The following is a 26,035-nucleotide window of genomic DNA, read 5'->3' on the forward strand; positions in this document are numbered from 1 at the left end:
GGAAAACGCAATGGCACAGATCACCCTTTCCAACCTTGCCCACAGCTACATCAGCAATCCCAACCGCGACTCGCACTTCGCGCTGAAAGAGATGAACCATGTCTGGCAGGACGGCGGCGCCTATGCGCTGCTGGGCGCCTCGGGCTGCGGCAAGACCACGCTTCTCAACGTCATCTCGGGCCTGATCCGGCCGAGCCAGGGCCGCGTCCTGTTCGGCGACCGCGACGTGACCAATGCGCCGACGGCCGAGCGCAACATCGCCCAGGTCTTCCAGTTCCCGGTGGTCTACGACACGATGACCGTGCGGGAAAACCTCGCCTTCCCGCTGCGCAACCGCGGCATGGATGCGGGCTATATCGCCGGGCGCGTCGACCAGATCGCCCGGATGATCGGGATGGAGGGCAACCTCAACCGCAAGGCGCGGGGCCTGACCGCCGATGCCAAGCAGAAGATCAGCCTTGGCCGCGGCATGGTGCGCGAGGATGTCAACGCGATCCTTTTCGACGAACCGCTGACCGTGATCGACCCCCATATGAAATGGGAGCTGCGCACCCAGCTGAAACAGCTGCACCGCCAGTTCGGCCATACGATGATCTATGTGACCCACGACCAGACCGAGGCTTTGACCTTCGCCGACAAGGTGGTGGTGATGCACGAGGGCCGCGTGGTCCAGATGGGCACGCCGCAAGAGCTGTTCGAGACGCCGGAACACACCTTCGTCGGCTATTTCATCGGCTCGCCGGGGATGAACCTGATGGAGGCCAAGGTCGAGGGCAACATGGCCCGGCTGGGCGATGTCAGCGTGCCCCTGGGTGGCACCTATGCCGCGCCGAAAGGCCGGGTGCAGATCGGTATCCGGCCCGAGTTCGTCAGCCTGACCGATGGCAGCAGCGGCGGTATCCCGATGCGGATCATCCGGATCGAGGATGTCGGCCGCCACCGCATCCTGCGCGCCGAGATCGACGCGGGCGAGGTCAGTGCGATCCTGGATGAAGATGCCAGCGTCGGGGCCGCGATGACCCATCTGAACTTCGACCCCGCCCGCATCAGCGTGTTTGCCGACGATTGGCGCCAAAGCCCGCTGGGGCTGGTTTCTGGAAAGGCCGCGTGATGGAAAAGACAGTCAACCAAAAAGCTTGGTTCCTGGTTCTGCCGGTGTTCCTGCTGGTCGCCTTCTCGGCGGTGATCCCGCTGATGACCGTGGTCAACTACTCGGTCCAGGACACTTTCGGCGACAACGCTTTCTTCTGGGCCGGGCTGGAATGGTTCCAGGAGATGCTGAGCTCCGACCGGCTTTGGGGCGCGCTTGGCCGGCAGATCATCTTCTCGGCGACGATCCTGATCATCGAGGTGCCGCTTGGCATCATCGTGGCGCTGAACATGCCGAAAAAGGGCGGCTGGTCCAGCTTTTGCCTGGTGATGATCGCCCTGCCGCTTCTGATCCCGTGGAACGTGGTCGGCACGATCTGGCAGCTGTTCAGCCGGATGGACATCGGGCTTCTCGGCTCCACCCTTCTGGCGATGGGGATCGAGGTCAACCCGGGCAAGGACTCGATTACCGCCTGGGTTCTGGTCGTGGTGATGGATGTCTGGCACTGGACCTCGCTCGTCGCCCTCCTGTGCTATGCCGGGCTGCAATCCATCCCGCAGGCCTATTATCAGGCCGCCCGCATCGACCAGGCCAGCCGGTGGAGCGTGTTCCGCTATATCGAGCTGCCGAAGATGGGTGGTGTCTTGCTGATCGCGATCCTGCTGCGCTTCATGGACAGTTTCATGATCTACACCGAGCCCTTCGTTCTGACCGGGGGCGGGCCGGGCAGCGCCACCACCTTCCTGTCGATCGACCTGGTGAAGATGGCGATCGGGCAATTCGACCTTGGCCCCGCCGCCGCCTTCTCGATCATGTATTTCCTGGTGATCCTGCTGGTCTGCTGGGTGTTCTACACCGTGATGACCACGCTCGACAAACAAGAGGAGCGCTGAGATGACCATGCAATCCTCCGCCGGAGTTCTTGCCACCACGACCGAGGTCAGCCGTCCGAAGAAGGACTGGGGCCCGACCGTCTCGATCGTGATCATGACGGTCTTCCTGCTCTTCCTGTTCATCCCGATCTACTGGCTCATCAACATGAGCCTGAAGACCAACACCGAGATCCTGACCAGCATCGGCATCGTGCCCAAGCATCTGACCTTCGTGAACTTTCAGAAGATCTTCGGCGACTCGACCTGGTACATGGGCTATGTGAACTCGCTGATCTATGTGGTGATGAACACCGTCATCTCGATCACCGTGGCCTTGCCTGCCGCCTATGCCTTCTCGCGCTACAGCTTTGTCGGCGACAAGCACCTGTTCTTCTGGCTTCTGACCAACCGGATGGCGCCGCCCGCGGTCTTCGCGCTGCCCTTCTTCCAGCTTTATTCCTCGATCGGGCTTTTCGACACCCATATCGCCGTGGCGCTGGCGCATTGCCTCTTCAACATCCCGCTGGCGGTCTGGATCCTGGAAGGTTTCATGCGTGGTGTGCCGCGCGAGATCGACGAGACGGCCTATATCGACGGCTATTCCTTCGGGCGCTTCTTCATCCGGATCTTCCTGCCGCTGATCGCCTCTGGCATCGGGGTGGCCGCCTTCTTCTGCTTCATGTTCTCCTGGGTCGACCTTCTGTTGTCGCGCACCCTGACCTCGGTCAATGTGAAGACCATCGGGGTGGCGATGACGCGGACCTCTTCGGCCACGGGCTTTGACTATGGCCTTCTGGCGGCGGCGGGGGTGCTGACCATCATCCCGGGCGCGCTGGTGATCTACTTTGTCCGCAACTACATCGCCAAGGGCTTCGCCCTGGGGAGGGTGTGATGACCTCGAACCGCTGGCCCGCAATCTATGGCACCACGGGGGCGATCATGCTCGCGGTCTTGGGCGCGCTGATCTGGGCGACCCCGCGCAAGGATGGCGCCATTGCCTGGCTCGACCCGATGATCAAGGGCGGCTGGATGGCCTGGACCTTCCCGGTGGCGCTGTTCTTCTACCTCATTGCCTGCCTCTTGGTGATCTTCACCATCCTGGCGATCCGCTTTCCCGAAACGCCGCGCATCGGGGTGCTGCATATCGAAACCACGCGCGGCGATAGGCTTTTCATCTCGCTTCTGGGCTCGGCCTTCATCTGCCTTGGCTGGCTCGCCCTCATCGGGGATTCCCTCTGGGGCGCCCTGATCGCCTGTCTGATCTATGCCGCGGCGGTGTTTCGCTGGGTCTAGGGCAGAACCGAAACTGCGGGTCCAACCCGCGGGAGACGACACTGCGGACAAAACCCGCAGGAGACCAAACTGCGGGCTCAACCCGCAGGTGCGACAAACTCAACATTCTGGGAGGAATCGAATGAGACTGCGTACAACTTCAACCGCCATGGCCCTTGCGCTGATGGCCTTTGCGATGCCGGCTTTCGCCGACATGGATGCCGCAAAGGCCTTCCTCGACAAGGAAATCGGCGATCTGTCGACGCTGAGCCGCGCCGATCAGGAAAAGGAAATGCAATGGTTCGTCGATGCGGCAAAGCCCTATGCCGGCATGGAAATCAAGGTGGTTTCCGAAACCATCGCCACGCATACCTATGAATCCCAGGTGCTGGCTCCGGCCTTCACCGCCATCACCGGCATCAAGATCACCCATGACCTGATCGGCGAAGGCGATGTGGTCGAAAAGCTGCAAACGCAGATGCAGTCGGGTGAGAACATCTATGACGCCTATATCAACGACTCTGACCTGATCGGCACCCACTGGCGCTATCAGCAGGCCCGCAACCTGACCGACTGGATGGCAGGCGAAGGCAAGGCTGTCACCTCGCCGACGCTGGACCTGCCGGACTTCATCGGCACCAAGTTCACGACCGCCCCGGATGGCAAGCTCTACCAGCTGCCCGACCAGCAGTTCGCGAACCTCTACTGGTTCCGCTACGACTGGTTCAACGATCAGAAAACCAAGGACGATTTCAAGGCCAAGTATGGCTATGAGCTTGGCGTTCCGATCAACTGGTCGGCCTATGAAGACATCGCAGAGTTCTTCACCGGCCGCGACATGTCCTATATCGGCGGGCCGAAGTCGGCCTTCGGCAACATGGACTACGGCAAGAAGGACCCCTCGCTCGGCTGGCGCTACACCGACGCGTGGATGTCGATGGCCGGCATGGGCGACAAGGGCGAGCCGAACGGCCTGCCGGTTGACGAATGGGGCGTCCGCGTGGACGAGAAATCCCGTCCCGTCGGCTCTTGCGTTGCGCGTGGCGGTGCCACCAACGACGCGGCTGCGGTCTATGCCATCACCAAGTCGATCGAATGGCTGCAGAAGTACTCGCCGCCCTCGGCCGCCGGCATGGTCTTCGGCGAGGCGGGTTCGGTTCCGGCCCAGGGCGATATCGCCCAGCAGATGTTCTGGTACACCGCCTTCACCGCCGACATGGTCAAGCCCGGCCTGCCGGTGATGAACGAGGACGGCACGCCGAAGTGGCGCATGGCCCCCTCGCCGCATGGCGCCTACTGGTCGGAAGGCACCAAGGTCGGCTACCAGGACGTGGGTTCGTGGACCCTGATGAAGTCCACCCCGGTGGACCGCGCCCAGGCGGCCTGGCTCTACGCCCAGTTCGTCACCTCCAAGACCGTTGACGTGAAGAAATCGGACGTTGGCCTGACCTTCATCCGGGAATCGACGATCAACAGCCAGCACTTCACCGATCGCGCCCCCAAACTCGGCGGCCTGATCGAATTCTACCGCTCGCCCGCCCGTGTTGCATGGTCGCCCACCGGCACCAACATCCCGGATTACCCGAAGATGGCGCAGCTGTGGTGGCAGAACATCGGCGACGCCATGTCGGGTGAAAAGACCCCGCAACAGGCGCTCGACAGCCTCTGCGCCGAGCAGGAAAAAGTGATGGCGCGGATCGAGAAGTCCGGCGTTCAGGGCGATATCGGCCCGAAGATGAACGAGGAAAAAGATCCGCAGGAATGGCTCGATGCCCCCGGCTCGCCGGTGGCCAAGCTTGAGAACGAGAAGCCGCAGGGCGAAACCATCGCCTATGACGAGCTGATCAAGTCCTGGCAGAAGTAAGCCCGGACCCTGAACCCGAGGCCGACCGCAATGCCGGTCGGCCTCCCCCAAACCTCCCCAAAATTCAAGCCACAACCCACGCCGTTCGCGGCGTCAGGAGAAATCATGACCTCCCCCAAGCAACAGATGGGCCCCAAACAACACATAGGTGATCTCGTCTCGGAGATGCTGGCGCAATACGGTGTCGAACTGGTGTTCGGGATGCCGGGCGGGCAGACGACGGCGCTGCACGACGGGATCTCGCGCCGGAACGACCGGATCAAGCATATCCTGATGCGGGACGAGCGGAACGCGGCCTATGCGGCGGATGCCTATGCGCGGCTGACCGGCAAGCCCGGGGTCTGCGATGTGACCGTGGGGCCGGGGGCGAACCTGCTTCCTGCCGGGTTTCTGGAGGCTTTGAACGCCTCGATCCCGATGATCGCGATCGTGGGGGAACTGCCGCTGGATTGGCTGTCGCTCAAGGAAAAAGGCATTGCGAGCCAGGGGTTTGACCAGCTCGCCTTCTTCAAGACCTGCTCGAAGGAGGCTTTCCTGGTCCCCTCGGTCGCAGCCCTCCCCGACCTGATCCGCGCCGCATTCCGGATTGCGACCTCGCCCCGCCCCGGCCCGGTGGCCCTGATCATCCCGCATGACATTTTCGACGCCGAATGGGACGAAGAAGCGCTGCCCATCGTCATCGATGACCGGGCGAAACAGATCCCCTTCGTCCGCTCCACCGCGCCCGACGAGGATATCGAACGGGCGGTCGCTTTGATCAAGAAGGCCAAGCGCCCGGCCATCGTCTATGGCGGCGGCGTGCACGGCTCGGTCGCGGCGGTGGAGGCGACGGCATTTGCCGACCGGCTCGGCGGCTTGGTCGTCACAAGCCTGTCCGGCAAAGGCTCGGTCCCCGAGACGCGGGCCTATGCGGCGGGCGTGCTCAACCCGCTCGGCTCCTGGGCGGCGATCGAGCTGGTGCAGGAGGCCGACCTGATCATCTGGTGCGGCTCCAAGGTCAGCCAGAACACCGGCATGAACTGGACCCTGCCCAAGGCGAACCAGGCTACGATCACCATCGACTGCGACCCGATGGAACATGGCCGCACCTTCCGCCCGACCGTGCCGCTCTTCGGCGACGTGAGGGAGGTTTTGCGCAGCCTGAACAAGGCCTTGGGCGAAAGCCTCGCCGGCACCCGCCCCGACTGGGACGCCCGGATCGCCGCGGTGAAGGCCGAGGGCGATGCGGCCAAGGCGATCGAGATGGCCTCGGAACAGATCCCCGTCCTGCCGCCCCGCGTGATGCGCGAGATTGCGGCGCGGTTGGGCGAGACCGATGTCGTGGTCTCCGACGCGTCGTTTTCGGCCGGCTGGATCTCCGGCTATATCCCGGCGAAGAAATCCGAACGCCAGTTCCTGTTTGCGCGCGGCCAGGGCGGGCTTGGCTATGCCGTGCCCGGCGCCATCGGCGCGGCGGCCACGCGCCCCGAGGCCCGCATCGTCACCGTGGCGGGCGACGGCGCGTTTTCCTATACGATCGGCGAGCTTGCGACCATGGCGCAGTACAACCAGCGCGTGGTCAATGTGGTGATCAACAACGGAAAACTCGGCTGGATCCAGCTCTGGCAGGAGATCTACTTCGGCAATGTCCAATCCGCCAACCTCGAAAGCCAGACCTCGACGCCCGGCTATGCCGCCGCCGCCGCCGGCCTCGGCCTCCTCGGCATCTATTGCGACAAACCGGACGAGATCGGCCCGGCCCTGGACCGCGCCTTTGCCCATGACGGCCCCTCGGTGGTCGAGGTCCGCATCGACGACCGCGCCACGCCGATCCACTCCTTCAAACGCCGGATGCGCGAGCTGAACGCCACGCCGAAACCGCGCCCCGGCACGGTCTACAAACTCCGCCAGTTCAAGATCTCCCCCGATCTGTGAAAACCACCCTGCGGCAGGCTCAGACCTGCTGCAGGGCGATTCTTGCGAGAACGAGGGTCTTCGCGCTCTGCACCGCTTCGTCCAATGGCCGGGATTCTGCCAGACCGACGACAAGGGCGCTGGCCAAGGTGCAGCCTGTGCCGCGCGCTGATCCCGGCAGCCGCGGCGCCGCAAAGCCGCGCATCGGCTCAGAGGCGCGGTAGAGCCGGTCCTCGCAGATCGCCGGGTCCGGCCCATGCCCGCCCTTGACCAGAACCGCCCCGCAGCCGCGCGCCAGAAGCTGCGCCACGACCTCGCCCTCAGCCGCCTCATGCCCAAGTCCAAGCGCAGCACCCAACACCGCGAGTTCGGGCAAGTTCGGCGTCAGGACGGTGGTGCGTGGCAGCAAGAGCGTCAGCAGCGCCGCAAGCCCGGCGCTGTCGATCAGCGTCCGGCCCGAAGAGGCGCAGATCACCGGGTCCAGAACCAGAGGCACTTCGGGCAAGTGGCGCGCCACCGCCATGACCGTATCCGCCCAGCCGAGCATGCCAATTTTGATCGCCGCCAGGCCAGCTTCAGCGGCAATCATGATCTGATCGGCCACGACCTCGGGCGGCACCTGATGCACCGCGCTGACCCTCTTGTCGCTTTGTGCGGTCACGGCGGTCACCGCGACCCTGTGGCTTGCCCCCAGTTGTGTCGCCGTCGCCGCATCGCGCAACACGCCCGCGCCGCCGCTGGAATCCAGGCCACCGATGAACAGTACCGGAGCGCCGCTCATGGCAGGGCCAGGATGGCCGAGGGATTTTCGCATCTGACGCCGAAGGCCCGCGCCGCCCGCCAGGCCCTCAGCCCGGTTGCACAGCAAAAGACCACACGCCGGCCGGGGGGCGCCGTGTCCAGAAGCCCCGGCGCCATCCGCTGGGCCTGCGGCAGTCCGGCGGCCTCTTCGGGCGGGCGGAGCTCGATCACAAGGTCGTCGGGGCGCAAGTCGGCCTCGGCAATCACCTCGGGGCCGGGAAAATCAGGTTCCGGTGCCGTGTCAAAGCGGAAGGAGGAGATCCGCCAGCTTTTCAGATCGACCGCGATCATCTGCCCCAGCGGCGAGGGGCTCTGACCCAGCAGCACCGCAAGCACCATCTGTGCTTGCAAGGCCGCAAGTGTGGCCACCACGGGCCCCATCACCCCCGCTGTGGCGCAGCTTGCCATCTGCGCCGGCAGGTCGGGAAAGACGCTGCGATAGCCCGGCGCGCCGCCGCAAAAGCCGCTGACATAGCCGGAATGCCCGAGGACCGAGGCGCTGATCATGGGCTTGCCCTGCTTCAGGCACAGGTCCGACAATCCATAGCTCACGGCGAAGGCATCGGCGGCATCGACCACCAGATCGGCCTCGGCAAGCTCCACCCGGGCCAGGGCCGGGTCGAGGCGCTGGACCAAGGGGCTGATCCGGCAATCGGGGTTCAGGGCGGCGAGCGTTTCGGCGGCAACCTCGGCCTTGGGGCGGCCGAGGTCTGTCATGCGGTAGAGTGTCTGGCGGTGCAGGTTGGTCTCGTCCACATGATCCGGGTCGATCACCCGCAGATGGCCAACCCCGGCCCCGGCCAGAAGCGGCAGAAGGGTGGAGCCGAGGCCGCCCGCCCCCACCACCAGAACCCGCGCGGCGTGGAGGCGGGCCTGCCCCTCGGCGCCGACCTCGGGCAGGCAGATCTGACGGTCGTAGCGGGTCATTTCACATATCCTCTGGTGGCGGCGAGCCATTCCTTGCAGCGCGCGCCGGGGTCGGCGGCCTGCTGAATATCGGTCACCACGGCGGCGCTGTCGGCCCCGGCGGCGAAAAGTTCGGGCAGGCGTTGCGGGGTGACGCCGCCGATGCCGACCAGCGGCACGGCGCCGACACGCCGCTTCCAGTCCCGCACCCGGTCGAGGCCCTGGGGGCGCCAGGGCATCTTCTTCAACAGGGTCGGCCAGACCGGGCCGAGGGCGACATAGGCGGGCGACTGCGCCAGGGCGCGGTCCAGTTCGGCCTCGTCATGGGTGGACAGGCCGAAGGACACCCCGGCCCGGCGCAGGGCGGGAAAATCGGCGCTGTCCATGTCCTCTTGGCCGAGGTGGACGAAATCGCAGCCGAGGTCGAGGGCGATCTGCCAGTAATCGTTGACCACAAGCTGCGCGCCATGGGCAGTACATAGGTCGCGGGCCAGCGCGATCTGGCGGCGCAGTTCGGCCTCGGGCAGGTCCTTCAGGCGCAATTGGACCAGACGCACGCCAACAGGCAGCAGCGCGGCCAGACGGGCGACGTGGCCGGTGATCAGGTAGAAGGGGTCGGGCCGGAACATCACGCAAGCTCCGCCAGACCGAGGATCGGGGTCGAGGCCGCTGCCATGTCGCGGCGCGGCATCAGGCCGGCGTCATGGGCGGCCCGGCCCGCTTGCACGGCCTGACCGAAGGCTGCGGCCATCGTCACCGGGTCCAGGGCCTTGGCGACGGCGGTGTTCAGAAGCACCGCGTCAAAGCCCATCTCCATCGCCTGCATCGCCTGTGAGGGCGCGCCGATTCCGGCGTCGATCACCAGGGGGATATCGCGGAAATGGGCGCGCATCGCCCGCAGCCCCTCGATATTGCGCAGACCCTGGCCCGAGCCGATCGGCGCGCCCCAGGGCATCAGGACGCGGCACCCGGCCTCCACCAGCTTTTCGCCGACGATCAGGTCCTCGGTCGTATAGGGGAAGACGGCGAAGCCCTCGGCGCACAGCACGCGGGCGGCTTCGACCAGGGCGAAAGGGTCGGGTTGCAGGCTGTCGGCGTGGCCGATCACCTCCAGCTTGATCCAATCGGTGCCGAAAACCTCGCGCGCCATATGGGCCGTGGTGATCGCCTCGCGCGCGGTATGGCAGCCGGCGGTGTTGGGCAGGATGCGGCGACCGCTGTCCTTCAGGATCTCGCGGAAGGCTTGGCCCGCCTGCCCCTCGCGCCGCAGCGACACGGTGATCACCTCGGCGCCTGAGGCCGCGATGGCCTGGCCCAGCACGGCGGGCGAGGGGTAGCCCGCGGTGCCGAGCATCAGGCGCGAGGAGAGTTGGATGCCGTAGAACATTTCAGCCCCCCTGCATCGGCGAGAGGATTTCGACCTTGGCCCCGTCGCGCAGCGGGGTGGCGGCGCGCAGGGTGCGGGGCACGAAGGTGCCGTCCAGCGCGGTCGCGACCGAGGTCGCCTCGACCCCCTGTTCCTCCAGCAAGGCGGAAAGGGTCGTGGCCGTGGTGGTCAGGCTTTGGCCGTTGAGGTCAATGCGCATCGGCGCGCTCCTTGCAGATGAGGGTGGCCAGATCGCCGGCGAGGACGGGGGCCATCAGGAAGCCGTGGCGATACATGCCGTTGAGGTGGATGCGGTCGCCTTGGGCACGCAGGGCGGGGATATTGTCGGGGAAGGCGGGGCGCAGGCCCGCGCCGGTGGCGATCACTTCGGCCTCGGCAAAGCCGGGGTGGACGGTGAAGGCCGCCGACAGAAGCTCGACCACGGCGCGCACCGTGATGCCGCCCTTGCGCCCGCTTTCCACCATGGTCGCGCCGATCATGTAGCGGTGCTGTCCGCGCGGCACGATGTAGCAGGCAAAGCGCGGGTGGATGAGGCGGATCGGGCGGGTCAGGGTCACATCGGGGGCGGAAACCTCCACCATCTCGCCGCGCACCGGGCGCAGGTCGGGCAGCAGGTCCGCTGCGGCGATGCCACGGCAATCGACGATGCGGCCGAGGGGAGGACCGCTGCGAAAGCCAATCCCTCGCGCGATGAGGGTCTGGCGCAGATGGGCGAGGGCCGCGATGGGGTCCATATGCGCCTCGCTGCGAAAGAAAAGCCCGCGCTGGAAGCGGGCGGAGAGGTCAGGCTCCAGCGTGTCGGGGGTGACGGGTTCATGGCCCTTTGTGGCGCGGGCGAAGCGGTCCAGCTCGCCCTGATCGCGCGGGCTGGCCAGAACCAACGTGCCGCGCTGCACCACGCCGGGGACATGGGCCTGCCACCAGGCCAAGGCCGCCTGCCCGCGGGCCACGATGACCGGCGGCGCGCTTTCCCCCTCGCAGAAGGGGGCGAGCATGCCCCCGGCCAGATGGCTGGCCGGGGCGGGCGCGTCGGGCGGGGCGATGACCTCCACGGCAAGGCCCCGGTCGGCCAGGGCGGTGGCGGCGCAAAGCCCCGCCACGCCTTGCCCCAGAACCGAGATCATTCGGCCGGTTCCTCCACGCTCGCGGTGGGCAGGTACAATGCACCGCCCTCGCGGAACTTTTCCGCCATCCGCGCCATGCCGTCCTGCTTTTCCGCCTCGGCCCGGATGTCATGGCTGATCTTCATCGAGCAGAACTTCGGCCCGCACATCGAACAGAAATGCGCGACCTTGTGCGCCTCTTTCGGCATGGTCTCGTCATGCATGGCGCGGGCGGTGTCGGGGTCGAGGCCGAGGTTGAACTGATCCTCCCAGCGGAACTCGAACCGGGCCCGGGACAGCGCATCGTCGCGGGCTTGCGCGCCGGGGTGGCCCTTGGCCAGATCGGCGGCATGGGCGGCCAGCTTGTAGGTGATGACCCCGGTTTTCACATCGTTGCGGTCGGGCAGGCCAAGGTGTTCCTTGGGCGTGACATAGCAAAGCATCGCCGTGCCGAACCAGCCGATCATCGCGGCGCCAATCGCGCTCGTGATATGGTCATAGCCGGGCGCAATGTCGGTCGTCAGCGGCCCGAGCGTGTAGAAGGGCGCCTCGTGGCAATGCTTCAGCTGCTTGTCCATATTGGCCTTGATCTTGTGCATCGGCACATGGCCCGGCCCTTCGATCATCACCTGGCAATCTTTGGCCCAAGCGATCTTGGTCAGCTCACCCAGCGTCTCCAGCTCGGCAAACTGCGCCTGGTCGTTCGCATCGGCGATCGAACCGGGGCGCAGGCCATCGCCGAGCGAGAAGCTGACGTCATAGGCGCGCATGATGTCGCAGATCTCGTCAAAGCGTTCATAGAGAAAGCTTTCGCGGTGGTGATGCAGGCACCACTTCGCCATGATCGAGCCGCCACGGCTGACGATCCCCGTCACCCGCCGTGCCGTCATCGGGATCATGTGCAGGCGCACCCCGGCGTGGATGGTGAAATAATCCACCCCCTGTTCGGCCTGTTCGATCAGCGTGTCGCGGTAGATTTCCCAGGTCAGATCCTCGGCCACGCCACCGACCTTTTCCAGCGCCTGATAGAGCGGCACCGTGCCGATCGGCACCGGGGCGTTGCGGATGATCCAGTCGCGGATGTTGTGGATGTTGCGCCCGGTGGACAGGTCCATCACCGTGTCGGCGCCCCAGCGGATCGCCCAGACCATCTTTTCCACCTCCTCCTCCATCGAGGAGGTGACGGCGGAATTGCCGATGTTGGCGTTGATCTTCACCAGGAAATTGCGGCCGATGACCATCGGCTCCAGCTCGCGGTGGTTGATGTTGGCGGGGATGATGGCGCGGCCTTCGGCCACTTCGCGGCGGACGAATTCGGGGGTGACGAGGTCGGGCAGTTCGGCACCGAAGGCCTCGCCGTCGCGGGCATAGGCGGCGGAGCGGCCCTCGTTCTCGCGGATCGCCACGAATTCCATTTCCGGCGTGATGATCCCGGCGCGGGCATAGGCGAGTTGCGTCACGGCGCGACCTTCGGTGGCGCGCAGGGGTTCGCGCTGGTGCGGGAAGGCGGGGGTCAGCCTGGCGCCATCCACAAAGCCATTGTCGGCGGGCTGGACGGCGCGGGCCGGATAGGCCGCCACATCGCCGCGCCGCTGCAGCCAAAGGCCGCGGACGTCCGCCAGGCCCTTGGCGATCTCCACCGCAACGGCGGCATCGGTGTAAGGGCCTGAACTGTCATAGACATTCAGGGGCGCCTCCCCCGTCACGGCAATCTGGCGCAGCGGCACGCGGATGTCGTGCAACGTGCCTGCGATATGGATCTTGGACGAGGCGGGCAGGGCGCCGGTCGTGATCTGATGGGCTTCGGTCTGGGAAATGGTCTTGTTCATCTGGTCTCCTCTCGCGAAAAGACCCAAGTGAAACGAAGGCAGAAAGGGGCCATCAGGCCCGGCACGCGACTGCGCAAAGGGCCCAAGTGGCCCGAAAGGACCACCCCGTATGCGATAGGGGAGGGTTTGCCCTTCGGTCTTCCTACGCCAGTGTCAACTGGGTCAGGTTCAAAGGGTCGCTGCACCGGGGTTGCCCCCCATCAGCCTCTCAGTCCCTTGGGTGGGACTCCCCCGACGTGAGGCAAGGATATCCAAGCGCGCTGTGCCGTCAACAGGCAAGTTTGTGCGGCGGGCGGGGGCGGCTTTTGGTCAGGAAATCTTGGCCAGAAGCGCGCGGGCAGTTTCCTCGTCGGTCACCAGGACCGTCGCCAGGCGGGCGCGAATCATGCCGGCGATGGCATCGACCTTGCCCAGGCCGCCACCGACGCAGATCCGCTGCGGCACCCGCATCATCGTTTCGGCCGACATGGTGATGTGGCGGCTGTCGAATTCGGAGGTCACCAGCTGCCCCGAGATGTCGAAGAAATGCCCCGAGGCGAAGCCGACCGCCCCGAGATCGCGGTAGACCGCCAGCTGTTCGGGGGTCATGAAGCCGCCGGTCACCAGAAGCGTCTCGCCGGTCAGCTGCGTCACGCCGAACAGGATCGTCGTGCAATGGCCAAGAAGGTCGAAATGCTCGCGGATGGCGGGCTCGGCCATCAGGATATCCTTGACCGCGGGGCTGGAAACCACCCCCGGCGCATGCAGGTTGACGCAGCGCGCATTGAGCTTTTCGGCGATGTTCGAGGTGCAGAAGACCGGCGAAAAATCCATCGTCGCGGCCGAGCTTCCGGTCAGCTGCGCCACCGTGACATGCGGGCGGTGGAGCGGCGACAGCGCCTCGGACAGGGCGAGAACGGTGCGACCCCAGGCGACGCCGATGATCTCGTCCTCCTTGATCCGGCTTTCCAGCAGCCGGGCCCCCAGATGGCCGATCTGCTGCGACAGAGGTTGGGATGAGGCCCCGGTTGGCAGGAGGAAACACTCCTCCAGCCCGATCTTGTCGCGCAGTTCCAAGGCCAGATTGGCCCGCCCGATGCGCGAGGGGTCGATGGTGATCGTCACCACGCCCTCATCCCGCGCCTTCTGTAACAGGTTGAAAACAGAGGCGCGCGAGATGCCGAGCTGTTCGGCGATCTGCTCCTGCTTCAGGCCTTCCTCGTAATAAAGCCAGGCCGCCCACAGCACCTGATCGGTGCCGAATTGCATCGGCGGCACGCGGCGGGCGCTGGCTGATTTCGGCTCGGTCAGGGCAGTGGGCATCGCGGCTTTGGTCCTTGGCTCAGGGTGGTTCTGTCATCGCAGGAAACCGCGGACAAATCCAGCCGTTCTGCCGTTTGGCAAATTTCAACATAACATGAAAAACGCCATTGACATACGACAAGGTATGGTGAATTTTGCCATACATCGAGAGTCGAGATGCTTTGGGAGGAGCGCATGGACCACGAGGCAAGGGCGCAGAGCGCCGCTTCCAAAGGCAACTGGACCGCTCTGATCGATGAGGTCACCTCGGGCGCCTGGATCGACCCGGACACCGGAAAACCCGCCGATGTGCCCTTCAAGACCATCGTGATCCGCGACACGCTGGCCGGGGATGCGGCCGATCTTCTGGCGCGCACCATGCCCGCCGAAAGCTATGGCGTGGTCTGCGACGAGAACACGGTGGAGGTGATGGGCGCCGCGATTGCCGCGAAGATCGGCCCGAAGGCGCGGCTGATCGTGCTCGATCACCCGCATGCCGATGTGCAGACCGTGCGCGACCTGCAGGACCGCACCAGGGGGGTCGAGGCGCTGGTCGCGGTCGGCTCCGGCACGCTGAACGACCTGTGCAAATTCGCGACCTTCGGCGACGGGCGGTCCTATTCGGTCTTTGGCACCGCGCCGTCGATGAACGGCTATACCTCGTCCACCGCCTCGATCACGCTGGATTCGGGGTTGAAATCCACCCAGAACGCCCATGCCGCCAAGGGCGTCTTCATCGACGTGGCCGAGACCGCCCGCGCCCCGCAATACCTGATCGCGGCGGGCTTTGGCGACAGCCTGTGCCGGCCCACGGCGCAGGTCGACTGGTATTTCTCGCACCGGATGCTGGGCACCTATTACGCGACCGCGCCCTACGTCCTGCAAAACGCCGACGAGGCCGAGATGCTGGCCCGCTCGGCTGGCCTCGGCCGGAAGGATCACGCGGCGGTGGGCTATCTGCACCGCATCCTGACCCTCGGCGGCCTCGGCATCGCCGTGACGCGGATGAGCCATCCCGGCTCGATGGGCGAACACCAGATCTCGCACTGGATCGACAGTTTTGCCGACGCGCGCCACCCGGGCACCGTGCATGGCCAGCAGGTCGGCGTCGCCTCGGTCACCATGGCGCGGCTGCAAGAGCGGATCCTGGCGATGGAAGAGGCGCCCCGCGTCGGCCCGACCTGGTTCGACGAAGCCGCGATCCGCGCCCGTTACCCTGCGGCGGCGGTGGAGGCTTGCCTTAAAGCCAGCCGCGCCAAGGTGATGGATCAGGCGGCGGCCAACCATTTCAACGCCAGCCTTGCGGTCATCTGGCCGGACCTGCGCCGGACCTTGCAGGCGATGATGATCCCCTCGGCCGAGCTTGCCCGGCACTTGCGCGCCGCAGGTGGCGGGGCCAGCCCCGAGGAGATCTGCCTGGACCCCGCGCTTTACGCCGATGCGCTGCGCTACAGCCGCGAGATGCGCGACCGTTATTCCTTCCTCGATCTGGCGGCAGACATGGGGATTCTGGAAGATTTCATCGAGGAAACCCTGTGATGCGCCCCCTGTCCGAGCTTTCGCGCGACGCCCTGTCCCGCTGTATCGCCGTCTTCACCGACATCGACGACACGCTGACCACCGATGGCCAGCTTCCCGCCGAAGCCTATGCCGCGCTGGAGAGGCTCTCGCGGGCCGGTCTGCCCGTGGTGCCGATCACCGGGCGTCCGGCGGGCTGGTGCGATATGATCGCCCGCTTCTGGCCGGTGGCCGGGATCGTGGGGGAAAACGGCGCCTTCTACTTTTCCTACGACCGCGAAGCCCGCAAGATGCGGCAGAAGTTCTTCGCCTCGGATGCCGAACGTCGCAGCAACCGCCAGAAGCTGGAGGGGTTGCGGACCCAGATCCTCGCGGATGTGCCAGGGGCGGGGATCGCCTCGGACCAGCTCTACCGCGAGGCGGATCTGGCGATCGACATCTGCGAGGATGTGGACCCGCTGTCGCCCGAAGATGTGGCCAGGGTCCTGGCGCATTTCGAAAAGGCGGGGGCGGTGGCGAAACTGTCGTCGATCCATGTCAACGGCTGGTTCGGCGCCTATGACAAACTGTCGATGACGCGGATCTTTGCCCGGGACGTGCTGGCGCTGGACATCGACGCCGACCGCGACCGGATCATCTTTGTCGGCGACAGCCCGAATGACGGGCCGATGTTCGGCTTCTTCCCCAATTCCTGCGGTGTTGCCAACGTGCGCGAGTTCGAGGGCAGCGGCTGCGTCCTGCCCGCCTTTGTCGCCAGCCAGAAGGGCGGCGCGGGCTTTGTCGAGATCGCCGAGCGCATCCTTTCCAGCCTTCATGCGGAGGCGCGGTGATGGGCGAGCAGGTCTTCGATCTGGCGATCATCGGCGGCGGCATCAACGGTTGCGGCATCGCGCGGGACGCGGTGGGGCGCGGGCTGAAGGTGTACCTCTGCGAGCAGGGCGATCTGGGCGGCGCGACCTCCTCCGCCTCGACCAAGCTTCTGCATGGCGGCTTGCGCTATCTGGAGCATTACGAGTTTCGCCTGGTCCGCGAGGCGCTGATCGAGCGTGAGGTGCTTTGGGGCATCGCCCCGCATATCGTGCGCCCGCTGCGCTTCGTGCTTCCGCATGCCAAGGGGATGCGCTCTGCCTGGCTTTTGCGGCTTGGCCTGTTCCTTTACGATCATCTGGGTGGCCGCAAGCTGCTGCCAGGCACCGCCCGCGTCGATTTCGCCCGCTCGCCCATCGGGCAGGGGCTTAAGGCCGGGATCGACTTTGGCTATGAATATTCCGATTGCTGGGTCGAGGATAACCGGCTGGTCATCCTCAACGCCCGCGATGCCGAAGAGCGCGGGGCCGAGATTGCTGTCGGCACCCGCTGCATCAGCGCCACGCCAGAGGCGGGTGGCGGCTGGCGGGTCGTCACGCAAGACCTGACCACCGGGGAAGAGCGTAGCCTGCGCGCGCGGGTGCTGGTCAATGCCGCCGGGCCCTGGGCCAATCAGGTGGCGCATGACCTGGTGGGTCGCCCGCCCAAGGGCAAGGTGCGGTTGGTGCAGGGCTCGCACCTCGTCGTGCCGAAGCTCTATGACCACGACCGCTGCTTCATCTTCCAGAACCCGGATGGGCGGATCGTCTTCACCATCCCCTACGAGGGCAAGTTCACCCTGATCGGCACCACCGACCGCGATTACACGGGCGAGCTGGCAAAGGTGACGGCCTCCGAGGCCGAGGTCAGCTATCTTTGCGCGGCGGTCAGCGGCTATTTTCGCAAACCGGTGACGGCGAAGGATGTGGTCTGGACCTATTCCGGCGTCCGCCCGCTGTACGACGACGGCCAGTCCAAGGCGCAGCAGGCGACAAGGGATTATGTGCTGGAGGTGGATACCGCGGCCGATGCGCCGATGCTGTCGGTCTTCGGCGGCAAGATCACCACCTATCGCAGGCTGGCCGAAGCCGCGCTGGACAAGATCCAGCCGCTTCTGCCCGCAGGCGCCGGCATGAAGGGCGAGGCCAGGGGCTGGACCGGGCGTATCCCCCTGCCGGGCGGAGAGTTCCAGCCGCAGGATCTGAACCTGCAGGTCAATGGCCTGATCAAATCCTATGGCTTCCTGACCCGCGACGAGGCGCAGCGCCTGATCCGCCTTTACGGCACCCGCGCCCGCCGGGTTCTGGGCACCGCCACCTGCCGCGCCGATCTGGGGCAGGATTTCGGCGCCGGGCTGACCGCGCGCGAGATCGACTATCTCTGCCGCGAGGAATGGGTGCGCCGCGCCGAGGATATCCTGTTCCGCCGCAGCAAGCTGGGGCTGGTCCTGAGGCCCGCAGAGGCCGCGGCCATCGACGCTTACCTGACCGCAAGGACTGAAACCAGCCCGGCGCTCGCCGCGCAGTAAGACGAGGCCCACGACCACGGACGACAGAAAGCGCAGAACACAAACGGCCTTGGGAGGGGCCGGATTTCGGGGAGGAAATCAATGTATCTGGGACTAGACCTTGGCACCTCGGGCGTGAAAGCCCTGTTGATCGACGACAACCAGACCCTCGTCGGCGAAAGCGCCTCGCGCCCGCTGGAGGTGACGCGGCCGCATCCCGGCTGGTCCGAACAGGACCCCGCGCTCTGGTGGCAGGCGGTCTGCGAGGCGATGGACGGGCTGCAGGCGCGGCACGGCAAGGCCCTGTCGGCGGTGCGCGGCATCGGGCTTTCGGGGCAGATGTATGGCGCCACGGTGCTTGATGCCCAGGACAGGCCGCTCCGCCCGGCGATTCTGTGGAACGACATGCGCACCGCCCGCGAATGCGCCGATCTCGCCGAGGCCTTGCCGCATGGCGAGGTGTTGGCAGGTCGTTCCGCCACGCCGGGGGTGACGGCGGTCAAGCTGGCCTGGCTGGCCCGGCACGAGCCGGAGCTTTTTGCCAAGGTTCGCAGCGTGCTGCTGCCCAAGGATTACATCCGCCTTCTGATGACCGGCGACAAGGCCTCGGACCGGGCGGATTCCAGCGGCACCTACTGGATGGATGTGGCGCGGCGCGACTGGTCGGACGATCTGCTCGGCGCCACCGGCATGCAGCGCGCACAGATGCCCGAGCTTTTCGAGGGCACCGAACCCACGGGCCACCTGCGTGCCGATCTGGCCGCGCGCTGGGGCATGGCGGGCCAGCCGGTCCTTGCTGGCGGGGGTGGTGACAATGCCTGCGGCGCCTGCGGGGTCGGCGCGGTTGGCGACGGGGCGGGAACCGTCTCGCTCGGGACGTCGGGCGTGCTGTTCGTGGCCTCCGACACCCCGCGCCCGACGCGGGGCATCTCGGTCGAGACGCTGTGCCATGCCGTGCCCGGAATGTGGCATCAGATGTCGGTGGTTCTGTCGGCCACCTCGACGCTGAACTGGCTCGCGGCGCGGCTGAAACGTTCGGCCCGCGATCTGGTCACCGGATTGGGCAGCGATCCGCGCCCGGCGACCGACCTTCTGTTCGTGCCCTACCTCGACGGCTGCTGGTCGCCGCGTTTCGACCCGCAGATCCGCGGCGGCTTCTTTGGCCTCGCGCATCAGCATGACGATGCGGCGATGACGCAGGCCGTCTTGCAGGGCGTGGCCTTTGCCTTGGGCGACAGTGCCGATGCCTTCCGCGCCGCGGGCACACGGCTCGACCGGCTGGTGGCGCTGGGCGGCGGGTCGCAGTCCACGCTCTGGCTTTCGATCATCGCTTCGGTGCTGGAGGCCGATCTGGACCTGCCCGAGGCGAGTGAGCTTGGCGCGGCCTTTGGTGCCGCAAGGCTCGCCATGGTCGCCGCCACCAATGCGCGCCCCGAAACGGTGCTGCGCGCGCCGAAACTCCGGGGGGTGGTGCGCCCGCATCCCGCCCATGCCGAAAGTTATGCCAGCGCCTATCAGGCCTGGCAAAGCCTTGTGCCGGTTCTCGGGAGGGTTGCCGCGCGAGGGGCGACAGCCGGCGCATAGGGGCCATCTGGGAGGGTGGTCTTAACCAGTGCCAAGGGCGCGCCACAGGCAGCTGACGGCACACAGAGGAGGAGTGCGAGATGACGGAAGACAACACCCGGGCCGGCTTGAACCGGCGGGCGTTCATGACCTCGGCCGCGGTGGCCGCTGCCACGGCAACCATGGCAAGCTGGCCCAAGGCCCTGCTGGCCCAGGCGGCGGACCGCAAGTTCGCGGCGGCCCTGGGCTGGACGACCTACGATTCCGGCCGCCACCTGCAGGACGGCTTTGCCGCCGCGGTCAAGGAGCTGGGCGGCACGCTGACCACCACCGATGCGGGCTTTGACGCCAGGGTGCAATCCGACCAGATCGACTCGCTCGTGGCCACCAAGCCCGACGCCCTGTTCATCACCCCGGCCGATGCCGTGGCCATCGCCCCCGCCGTTCAGCGCGCGGTCGCCGCCGGCATCCCGGTCTTCTGCGGCGACAGCGCCATTCCCGGCGTGCTGGTCAACACCACCGCCATGTCGAACAACTTCGGCATGGGGCAATATTCCTGCGAGTTCATCTGCAAGGCCCTGAACGGCAAGGGCAAGATTGCCCGGGTCATGCTGCCGCAGAACGAAAGCTGGGATCAGCGGACGCTCGGCATGGAATGGACGCTGCGCCAGTATCCCGATGTGAAGATCGTTGCCGAATGGGCGTTCGCTTTGGCCGGCAATGTCACGCCGCGCCAGGCGGTGGACAACATCCTCACCTCCAACCCCGACATCAACGCGATCTGGTGCGCCTGGGATGGCGCCGCGGTGGAGGGGACTTTGGCTGCCGGTGCGGCGGGGCGCAACGATCTGATCATCACCGGCATCGACGGCGGCTCGCAGGCCTTCAACTACATCGCCGGGAACTCGCCGCTGAAGCTGTCGATGGCGCAAAGCTTCTACGAGATGGCCTTCCTGGATGTCTTTTACGCCCATGAAAAGCTCGCCGGTCGCAACACGCCGCGCCTTGTGGTGACGCCGACCTATGCGGTGACGCAAGACATGCTGAAGGACGCGATCCCGGATGATTTCGACGTGCCGGGCCATGCGCAAAAGCTGGGCTGGGTCCGCGCCGTCTGAGCGCCCTGCGTTCCGGGCCATGGGCGCCGTGCCCGTGGCCCGCTTCCTTCTTCAGCGGCATGAGAGAGGTTTCCGATGGAAGCTGCAACCCTGACGGCCACCGGCATCGCCAAACGCTTCGGCCCCGTCGTGGCGCTGGAGCAGGTGGATTTCACCCTGATGCCGGGCGAAATCCACGCGCTTCTGGGCATCAATGGCGCGGGCAAATCCACCTTCATCAAGATCCTGTCGGGCATCTTCCAGAAGGACGCCGGCACGATCACCGTGGCTGGCCAGGAGGTGCATTTCCGCAGCCCCGAGGACGCCATCCGCGCCGGGGTCGCCACCGTGCAGCAACACCCGGAGCTGGTGGGCGACATGACCGGCTTTGATAACATCTTCCTGGGCCGCGAGACCAAGGGCGGCGGTCTGTTTGGCCGGATCGACCGCGCGGCGCTGGAGGCGCGGGCGGCGGCACTGCTCAAACGCTTTCCCATCGACATCGACCTGTCGCAGCCCCTGGCCCGGATGTCGCCGGTCCAGCGCGAGGCGGTGGCGATCCTGCAGGCGCTCGCCTCGGACGACATCCGCGTGCTGATCCTCGACGAGCCGACCTCGACCCTGACCGAGGTGGAGCGTGCCGATCTGTTCGCGATGATGAACGTGCTGCGCGCGCAGGGGATCTCGATCATCTACATTACCCACCACTTGGAGGAAGTGTTTGAAATCGCTGACACCTTCTCGGTCTTTCGCGGTGGGCGCACGGTGGCGCGGATGAGCGCGGATCAGGCCCGGCGCGAGGGGGTCTCGCTCGCCACCATGATGCTGGGCGAGGCTCTGGGCGGGGTCTTTCCGCCCAAGGCCGAGGCGGCGCCGACCGGCCCCGTGGTCTTCGAGGCCCGTGGCCTTGCCGCCGGACGCGCCTTTCAGGGCGTGAATTTCGATCTGCGCCGGGGCGAGATCCTGGGGATCTTCGGGCTGGTCGGTTCGGGTCTGGACGAGCTGTCCAAGGCGCTGTTCGGAGCGCAGGCCATCTCGGCCGGCCAGATGCAGCTGGAGGGGCAGGAGTTGCGCCCGAAGTCGCCGGCAGCGGCCCTGAAGGCCGGGATGTTCCTGGTCCCCGGCGACCGGCGGGCCGAAGGGCTGACCCTGTCGCGGGATGCGATCTTCAACGTGCCGCTCGCCAATCTGGGCCGCGCCACCGCGGGGCGCTGGATGCTGCAACGCCGCCGCATCCGCCGCGATGCCGGTGATCTGACCCGGCGCGTCGCCCTGCATCCCCCGGTGCTGGACCTGCCCGCCAGTGGCTATTCCGGCGGCAACCAGCAAAAGATCGTGCTGGCCAAGGGGCTTTATGCCGAGGCCAAGGTCTATGTCTTTGTCGAGCCGACCATCGGCGTCGATATCGGCGCGCGGGCCAAGATCTATGCGCTGATCCGCGAACTGGCGCAGACGGCGGCGGTGATCGTCATGTCCTCGGATTGCGACGAGGTGCATGGGATCGCCGACCGCTCCATCGCCCTCTACAAAGGCCGCCAGGTGCCAGCGCCCGCAGAAGCCTATTCCCGCGACGAACTCTTGATGGCCGGAATTCTGGGAGGAGCACAGCCATGACCCTGATCGCAACCCTGCCCAAGGGCGCCGGGCGGTTTCTGGCCTTCGTGGTCCTGGTCCTGCTGATCGGCGGCGCCTTTGCCGTCGCAGAGCCGCGCTTCCTCAGCCAGGCGAGCCTGTCCGGCATCACGCGGCATATGGCGGCCAATGGGCTGGCGGCCTTGGGCCTGACCTTCGTCGTCATCGTGCGGCGCTTCGATCTGTCGCTGGCGGGGGTCGCCTCTTTCTCGGCCATGTCGATGGGTGCTGCGATCGCGGCGGGGTTTCCCCTGTGGATGGCGGTTCTGGCCGGGCTGATGGTGGGCGGCGGCATTGGCCTCGTCAACGGCATCGCGGTCAGCCGCTTTGGCCTGCCCGATATCGTGACCACCATCGCCACCGGCTCGATCGTCTCTGGCATGGCGTTTCTTTACACCGGCGGGCGGTCGATCTTTCAGAACTTCTTCACCAGCGGGATCATCCGGCTGAATGACGCAAGGTTCCTCGGCTTCGGCGCCTCGCTCTGGTTCCTGCTGGCCGCCTATGCGGTGGCCTGGTTCGTGATGCACCGCACCCGCTCTGGCACGGCCTTCTATGCGGCGGGGGAGAATCCGGTTTCGGCCTATTACTCGGGCGTCAACGTCGGGCGCTATACGACGCTGGCCTTCGTGATCTGCGGGCTTTGTGCGGTGCTGGCGGTGACGCTGATCCTGGCGGAATCCGGCAATGCCGAGACGAACAAGGGCGCCAATCTGATGATGCCGGCCTATGCGGGGGTCTTCCTTGGCGCGGCGCTGATGGGGGGGACCTCGGTCCTCGCCTCGCTGGCCGGGATATTCCTGATCACCATGCTGCTGGACGGGTTCTCGCTGCTGGGCGTGCCCTATTACTACAGCGACGGGGTGGTCAGCCTGATCCTGCTGATGGGGGTGCTTCTGTTCAGCGATGCGGTGCGCGACGGGTGGCGGATGATGCTGGCACGTCCGGCGCGGAGGGTGGGACAATGACGATGCAAAGCCTTGAAGGCGCGCGCCCGCTGGCGCAGGGCGGTCTGGCACGGGTGGTGATGAATGGCTGGCTTCTGGCGGTGCTGGCGGTCTTGATCCTCGGGATCTGGAACATCAGCCCGCAGCTTCTGGACCCCGGCAATATCAACACGGTCTTGCGCAGCTTTTCGATCATGGTGGTCATGGTGCTGGGCCTGACCTGGGTGATGGCGGCGGGCAAGATCGACGTGAGCTTCATGCAGATCGCGGCGCTGGCCAACATGACCTTCGCCTGGAGCCTGTCACATGGCTATGGCCTGGGCCTTGGGGTGGCGGCGGGTCTGGGGGTGGGGGTGCTGACCGGGCTGATCAATGGCTGGCTCGTCTGCTACCTGCGGCTGCCCGCGCTGATCGTGACGATTGCGACGGCGGGCATCTGCGCCTCGGCGGCGGCGGCGCTGGGCAAGGGCACGGTGATCCGGATCGGCGAGACGGGGTTCCTCGGCACGGTCCTGAAGACGAGCGTGGGCCCGGTGCCGGTGGTGGTCTTCGGCGTGCTGATCCTCTGCGCGCTCGGCTGGTACATGCAGGAGAAGCTGGCCTTGGGCCGCTACATCTATGCCATCGCCCAGAACGAGGCGGCGGTGCAGGCGGTGGGCGTGCCGGTGCGGCGGCTGGTGCTGACGCTGTTCGTGCTGTCGGGGGCCAGCGCCTCGGTCGCGGGGCTTTTGCTGGCGGCGAACCTCGAATCCGGGCAGCCGATGATCGGCGGGCCATACCTTATCAACGGGCTGACCGTGGTTCTTCTGGGCGGCATGATGATCCATGTCGGCAAGCCCAATATCCTTGGCACCGTCACGGCCACCCTCTTCATCGGCGTCCTGTTCAGCGGGGCGGCCCTGCTGGGCCTGCCGGATTATCAGCGCCAGATCATCCAGGGCGTGCTGCTGGCGCTTGGCCTGATCGTGGCGACCACCGCCAACCGCCGCCTTGGCGCCGGCGAGGGGAGGGCGCGATGACAGGTTCCAGAACCCCGGTCGTCATCGGCCTTGATTGCGGCACCGGCGGCGCGCGGGCTTTGATCAGCGATCTGGCGGGCAAGGTGATCGCCTCGGCCAGTGTCGAATATCCCACCCTTTACCCGCGCCCCGGCTGGGCCACCCAATCGCCGCAGGACTGGTGGCAGGCGGGGACGGAGGCCGTGCGCCGCGCGATGCAGCAGGGTGTGGTGAACCCCGAGGATGTTTTGGCGATCTGCGCCGATGGCACCTCCAGCACCTTTGTGGCGCTTGGGGCGGATCTGCGCCCCGTGGCGCCGGCGATCCTCTGGATGGACAACCGCGCCTCGCCCCAGGCCCGGCGGATCGGCGCCAGCAAGGACCCGGCGCTTGGCCGTTCGAAAGGCGGGGTCAGTGCCGAATTCATGCTGCCGAAGATCCTCTGGTTCAAGGAGAACGAGCCCGCCCTCTTCGACGCCACACGCTGGTTTGTCGAGATGACCGATTACATGGCCCTGCGCCTGTCGGGCGAGCTGACGCTTGGCCTGAACCACACGATCAACCGCTGGTTCCATGACCCAAGCAAGGGCGGCTGGCCCGAGGCCCTGCTGGCCGAGGTCGGCCTGCCCGGCATCACCGCCCGCTTTCCCGCCACCATGCTGCCGCTTGGCGCCCCGATCGGCCCGCTGAGTGCCGAGGCCGCTGCGGCGCTGGGCCTGACGCGTCAAACCCTCGTCGTCTGCGGCGGCACCGATGCCTATGTGGCGATGGTCGGCCTCGACACCCTGCGCGCCGGCGAGACCGCCTTCATCACCGGATCGTCGCATCTGGTCCTGCCGATGACCGACAATGCAACGCAGATCGAAGGGATCTTCGGCCCGCATCCCGATTGCGTCGTGCCGGGGCTTTTCGTGATGGAGGGCGGCCAGGTCTCCAGCGGCTCGGTGATCCGCTGGTGGCGCGACAATATCGCGGCACCTGGCGGGGCGGAGGATTATGCCAGCCTGATGCGCGCGGCCGAGGCGGTGCCCCTCGGTGCCGATGGTCTGGTGGCGCTGGATTTCTGGCAAGGCAACCGCAACCCTTACATCGACTATGACCTGCAAGGCGCGATCTGGGGCCTGACGCTGAAACACTCCCCCGCCCATATGCTGCGCGCCTTCATGGAATCGGTGACCTATGGCACGGCGAATATCCTGAAACGCCTGACCGATCAGGGTGTTGGGGTGCAGTCGATGACCGTGGCGGGCGGGGCGGTGCGCACCCTCTTCTGGTTGCAGATGCATGCCGATGTGGCGGGCCTGCCGATCCACGTGCCCGAGGTGTCCGAGGCGACGGCGCTGGGCGCCGCCATCGTGGCCGCGGTCGGCGCGGGCTGTTTCGCCTCTCTCCCCGAGGCCGCATCCCGGATGGTCCGCCATCACCGCACGGTGGAGCCGGATGCCGCCCGCCACGCCGCCTATCGCGAGGTGTTTGAATTCTACCTCGAAACCCATGCGGCACTCAGCCCGCTGATGCACCGCATGGCCGCCCGCACCAGGGCCAGCCCGCAAGGCTGACCCGTTTCCCCCAAGACTCCGGCCTCAATCTCAGGCCCTCAATCTTCCCGCAGACGCGGTTTGCGGTACG

23 protein-coding genes and 1 riboswitch are annotated in these 26,035 nt (G+C 66.3%); of the genes, 15 read left to right on the forward strand and 8 right to left on the reverse strand.

The genetic code is table 11. The features are described 5' to 3' along the window. Positions 1 to 10: 10 nt before the first annotated feature. From AC1DZT_RS00380 to AC1DZT_RS00405, 6 genes are all read left to right on the forward strand, one after another. Positions 11 to 1,111, forward strand: a complete 1,101-nt coding sequence (locus tag AC1DZT_RS00380) for an ABC transporter ATP-binding protein (protein WP_478004604.1) — start codon at positions 11 to 13, stop codon at positions 1,109 to 1,111. Next, the gene (locus AC1DZT_RS00385; RefSeq protein ID WP_478004605.1) at positions 1,111 to 1,983 is read left to right on the forward strand and encodes a carbohydrate ABC transporter permease; all 873 of its coding nucleotides are present in this window, start codon (positions 1,111 to 1,113) and stop codon (positions 1,981 to 1,983) included. The genes AC1DZT_RS00380 and AC1DZT_RS00385 overlap by 1 nt, the downstream gene beginning before the upstream one ends. 94 nt (positions 1,984 to 2,077) lie before the next feature. Further along, entirely contained in the window at positions 2,078 to 2,854 is a 777-nt protein-coding gene (locus tag AC1DZT_RS00390) for a carbohydrate ABC transporter permease (RefSeq protein WP_478005071.1), read from the forward strand. Beyond that, entirely contained in the window at positions 2,854 to 3,255 is a 402-nt protein-coding gene (locus AC1DZT_RS00395) for a DUF2160 domain-containing protein (protein ID WP_478004606.1), read from the forward strand. Before AC1DZT_RS00390 ends, AC1DZT_RS00395 begins: the two co-directional genes overlap by 1 nt. A gap of 121 nt (positions 3,256 to 3,376) precedes the next feature. Beyond that, a complete protein-coding gene (locus AC1DZT_RS00400) occupies positions 3,377 to 5,098 on the forward strand; it encodes an ABC transporter substrate-binding protein (RefSeq protein WP_478004607.1) in 1,722 nt (573 codons plus the stop codon). Positions 5,099 to 5,203: 105 nt separating this feature from the next. Continuing rightward, a complete protein-coding gene (locus AC1DZT_RS00405) occupies positions 5,204 to 7,012 on the forward strand; it encodes a thiamine pyrophosphate-binding protein (protein WP_478004608.1) in 1,809 nt (602 codons plus the stop codon). A gap of 19 nt (positions 7,013 to 7,031) precedes the next feature. On the opposite strand, the gene AC1DZT_RS00410 is transcribed toward AC1DZT_RS00405, so the two are convergent. The 8 genes from AC1DZT_RS00410 to AC1DZT_RS00445 form a co-directional block, all read right to left on the reverse strand. Then, positions 7,032 to 7,772 carry a hydroxymethylpyrimidine/phosphomethylpyrimidine kinase gene (locus AC1DZT_RS00410; RefSeq protein WP_478004609.1) on the reverse strand — a complete coding sequence of 247 codons (741 nt, stop codon included), beginning with the start codon at positions 7,770 to 7,772 and terminating at the stop codon, positions 7,032 to 7,034. Beyond that, positions 7,769 to 8,719: a ThiF family adenylyltransferase gene (locus tag AC1DZT_RS00415; protein ID WP_478004610.1), complete on the reverse strand. Its 951-nt coding sequence runs from the start codon at positions 8,717 to 8,719 to the stop codon at positions 7,769 to 7,771. The genes AC1DZT_RS00410 and AC1DZT_RS00415 overlap by 4 nt, the downstream gene beginning before the upstream one ends. Then, entirely contained in the window at positions 8,716 to 9,327 is a 612-nt protein-coding gene (locus AC1DZT_RS00420; RefSeq protein WP_478004611.1) for a thiamine phosphate synthase, read from the reverse strand. Before AC1DZT_RS00420 ends, AC1DZT_RS00415 begins: the two co-directional genes overlap by 4 nt. Beyond that, a complete protein-coding gene (locus AC1DZT_RS00425) occupies positions 9,327 to 10,085 on the reverse strand; it encodes a thiazole synthase (protein ID WP_478004612.1) in 759 nt (252 codons plus the stop codon). The genes AC1DZT_RS00420 and AC1DZT_RS00425 overlap by 1 nt, the downstream gene beginning before the upstream one ends. Position 10,086: 1 nt before the next feature. Continuing rightward, entirely contained in the window at positions 10,087 to 10,284 is a 198-nt protein-coding gene (gene thiS, locus AC1DZT_RS00430; protein ID WP_478004613.1) for a sulfur carrier protein ThiS, read from the reverse strand. Further along, positions 10,274 to 11,209 (reverse strand): FAD-dependent oxidoreductase, encoded by a 936-nt coding sequence (locus tag AC1DZT_RS00435; protein ID WP_478004614.1) that lies wholly within the window; start codon positions 11,207 to 11,209, stop codon positions 10,274 to 10,276. Before AC1DZT_RS00435 ends, thiS begins: the two co-directional genes overlap by 11 nt. Then, the gene (thiC, locus tag AC1DZT_RS00440) at positions 11,206 to 13,017 is read right to left on the reverse strand and encodes a phosphomethylpyrimidine synthase ThiC (protein ID WP_478004615.1); all 1,812 of its coding nucleotides are present in this window, start codon (positions 13,015 to 13,017) and stop codon (positions 11,206 to 11,208) included. The genes AC1DZT_RS00435 and thiC overlap by 4 nt, the downstream gene beginning before the upstream one ends. 122 nt (positions 13,018 to 13,139) lie before the next feature. Next, a riboswitch (TPP riboswitch) is annotated at positions 13,140 to 13,260 on the reverse strand. Between the two features lie 66 nt (positions 13,261 to 13,326). Further along, positions 13,327 to 14,319 (reverse strand): sugar-binding transcriptional regulator, encoded by a 993-nt coding sequence (locus tag AC1DZT_RS00445; RefSeq protein WP_478004616.1) that lies wholly within the window; start codon positions 14,317 to 14,319, stop codon positions 13,327 to 13,329. 174 nt (positions 14,320 to 14,493) lie between these two features. On the opposite strand from AC1DZT_RS00445, the gene AC1DZT_RS00450 reads away from it, so the two are divergent. The 9 genes from AC1DZT_RS00450 (at position 14,494) to AC1DZT_RS00490 (ending at position 25,965) form a co-directional block, all read left to right on the forward strand. Next, positions 14,494 to 15,837, forward strand: a complete 1,344-nt coding sequence (locus AC1DZT_RS00450; protein ID WP_478004617.1) for an iron-containing alcohol dehydrogenase — start codon at positions 14,494 to 14,496, stop codon at positions 15,835 to 15,837. After that, on the forward strand, positions 15,837 to 16,646 hold the full coding sequence (locus tag AC1DZT_RS00455; protein ID WP_478004618.1) for an HAD-IIB family hydrolase: 810 nt from the start codon (positions 15,837 to 15,839) through the stop codon (positions 16,644 to 16,646). Before AC1DZT_RS00450 ends, AC1DZT_RS00455 begins: the two co-directional genes overlap by 1 nt. After that, positions 16,646 to 18,190 (forward strand): glycerol-3-phosphate dehydrogenase, encoded by a 1,545-nt coding sequence (gene glpD, locus AC1DZT_RS00460; RefSeq protein WP_478004619.1) that lies wholly within the window; start codon positions 16,646 to 16,648, stop codon positions 18,188 to 18,190. The genes AC1DZT_RS00455 and glpD overlap by 1 nt, the downstream gene beginning before the upstream one ends. Positions 18,191 to 18,271: 81 nt before the next feature. Beyond that, on the forward strand, positions 18,272 to 19,753 hold the full coding sequence (gene xylB, locus AC1DZT_RS00465) for a xylulokinase (RefSeq protein WP_478004620.1): 1,482 nt from the start codon (positions 18,272 to 18,274) through the stop codon (positions 19,751 to 19,753). An 80-nt stretch (positions 19,754 to 19,833) separates the two neighbouring features. Beyond that, a complete protein-coding gene (locus tag AC1DZT_RS00470; RefSeq protein WP_478004621.1) occupies positions 19,834 to 20,850 on the forward strand; it encodes a sugar ABC transporter substrate-binding protein in 1,017 nt (338 codons plus the stop codon). A gap of 75 nt (positions 20,851 to 20,925) precedes the next feature. Further along, positions 20,926 to 22,443: a sugar ABC transporter ATP-binding protein gene (locus AC1DZT_RS00475; protein ID WP_478004622.1), complete on the forward strand. Its 1,518-nt coding sequence runs from the start codon at positions 20,926 to 20,928 to the stop codon at positions 22,441 to 22,443. Next, positions 22,440 to 23,429: an ABC transporter permease gene (locus AC1DZT_RS00480; RefSeq protein ID WP_478004623.1), complete on the forward strand. Its 990-nt coding sequence runs from the start codon at positions 22,440 to 22,442 to the stop codon at positions 23,427 to 23,429. The genes AC1DZT_RS00475 and AC1DZT_RS00480 overlap by 4 nt, the downstream gene beginning before the upstream one ends. Then, a complete protein-coding gene (locus AC1DZT_RS00485; protein ID WP_478004624.1) occupies positions 23,426 to 24,427 on the forward strand; it encodes an ABC transporter permease in 1,002 nt (333 codons plus the stop codon). The genes AC1DZT_RS00480 and AC1DZT_RS00485 overlap by 4 nt, the downstream gene beginning before the upstream one ends. Continuing rightward, complete coding sequence (locus AC1DZT_RS00490; protein ID WP_478004625.1) at positions 24,424 to 25,965, forward strand: FGGY-family carbohydrate kinase; 1,542 nt, start codon at positions 24,424 to 24,426, stop codon at positions 25,963 to 25,965. Before AC1DZT_RS00485 ends, AC1DZT_RS00490 begins: the two co-directional genes overlap by 4 nt. Positions 25,966 to 26,035 lie beyond the last annotated feature (70 nt).

Source organism: Rhodobacter sp. P1_C2, from assembly GCF_056406375.1.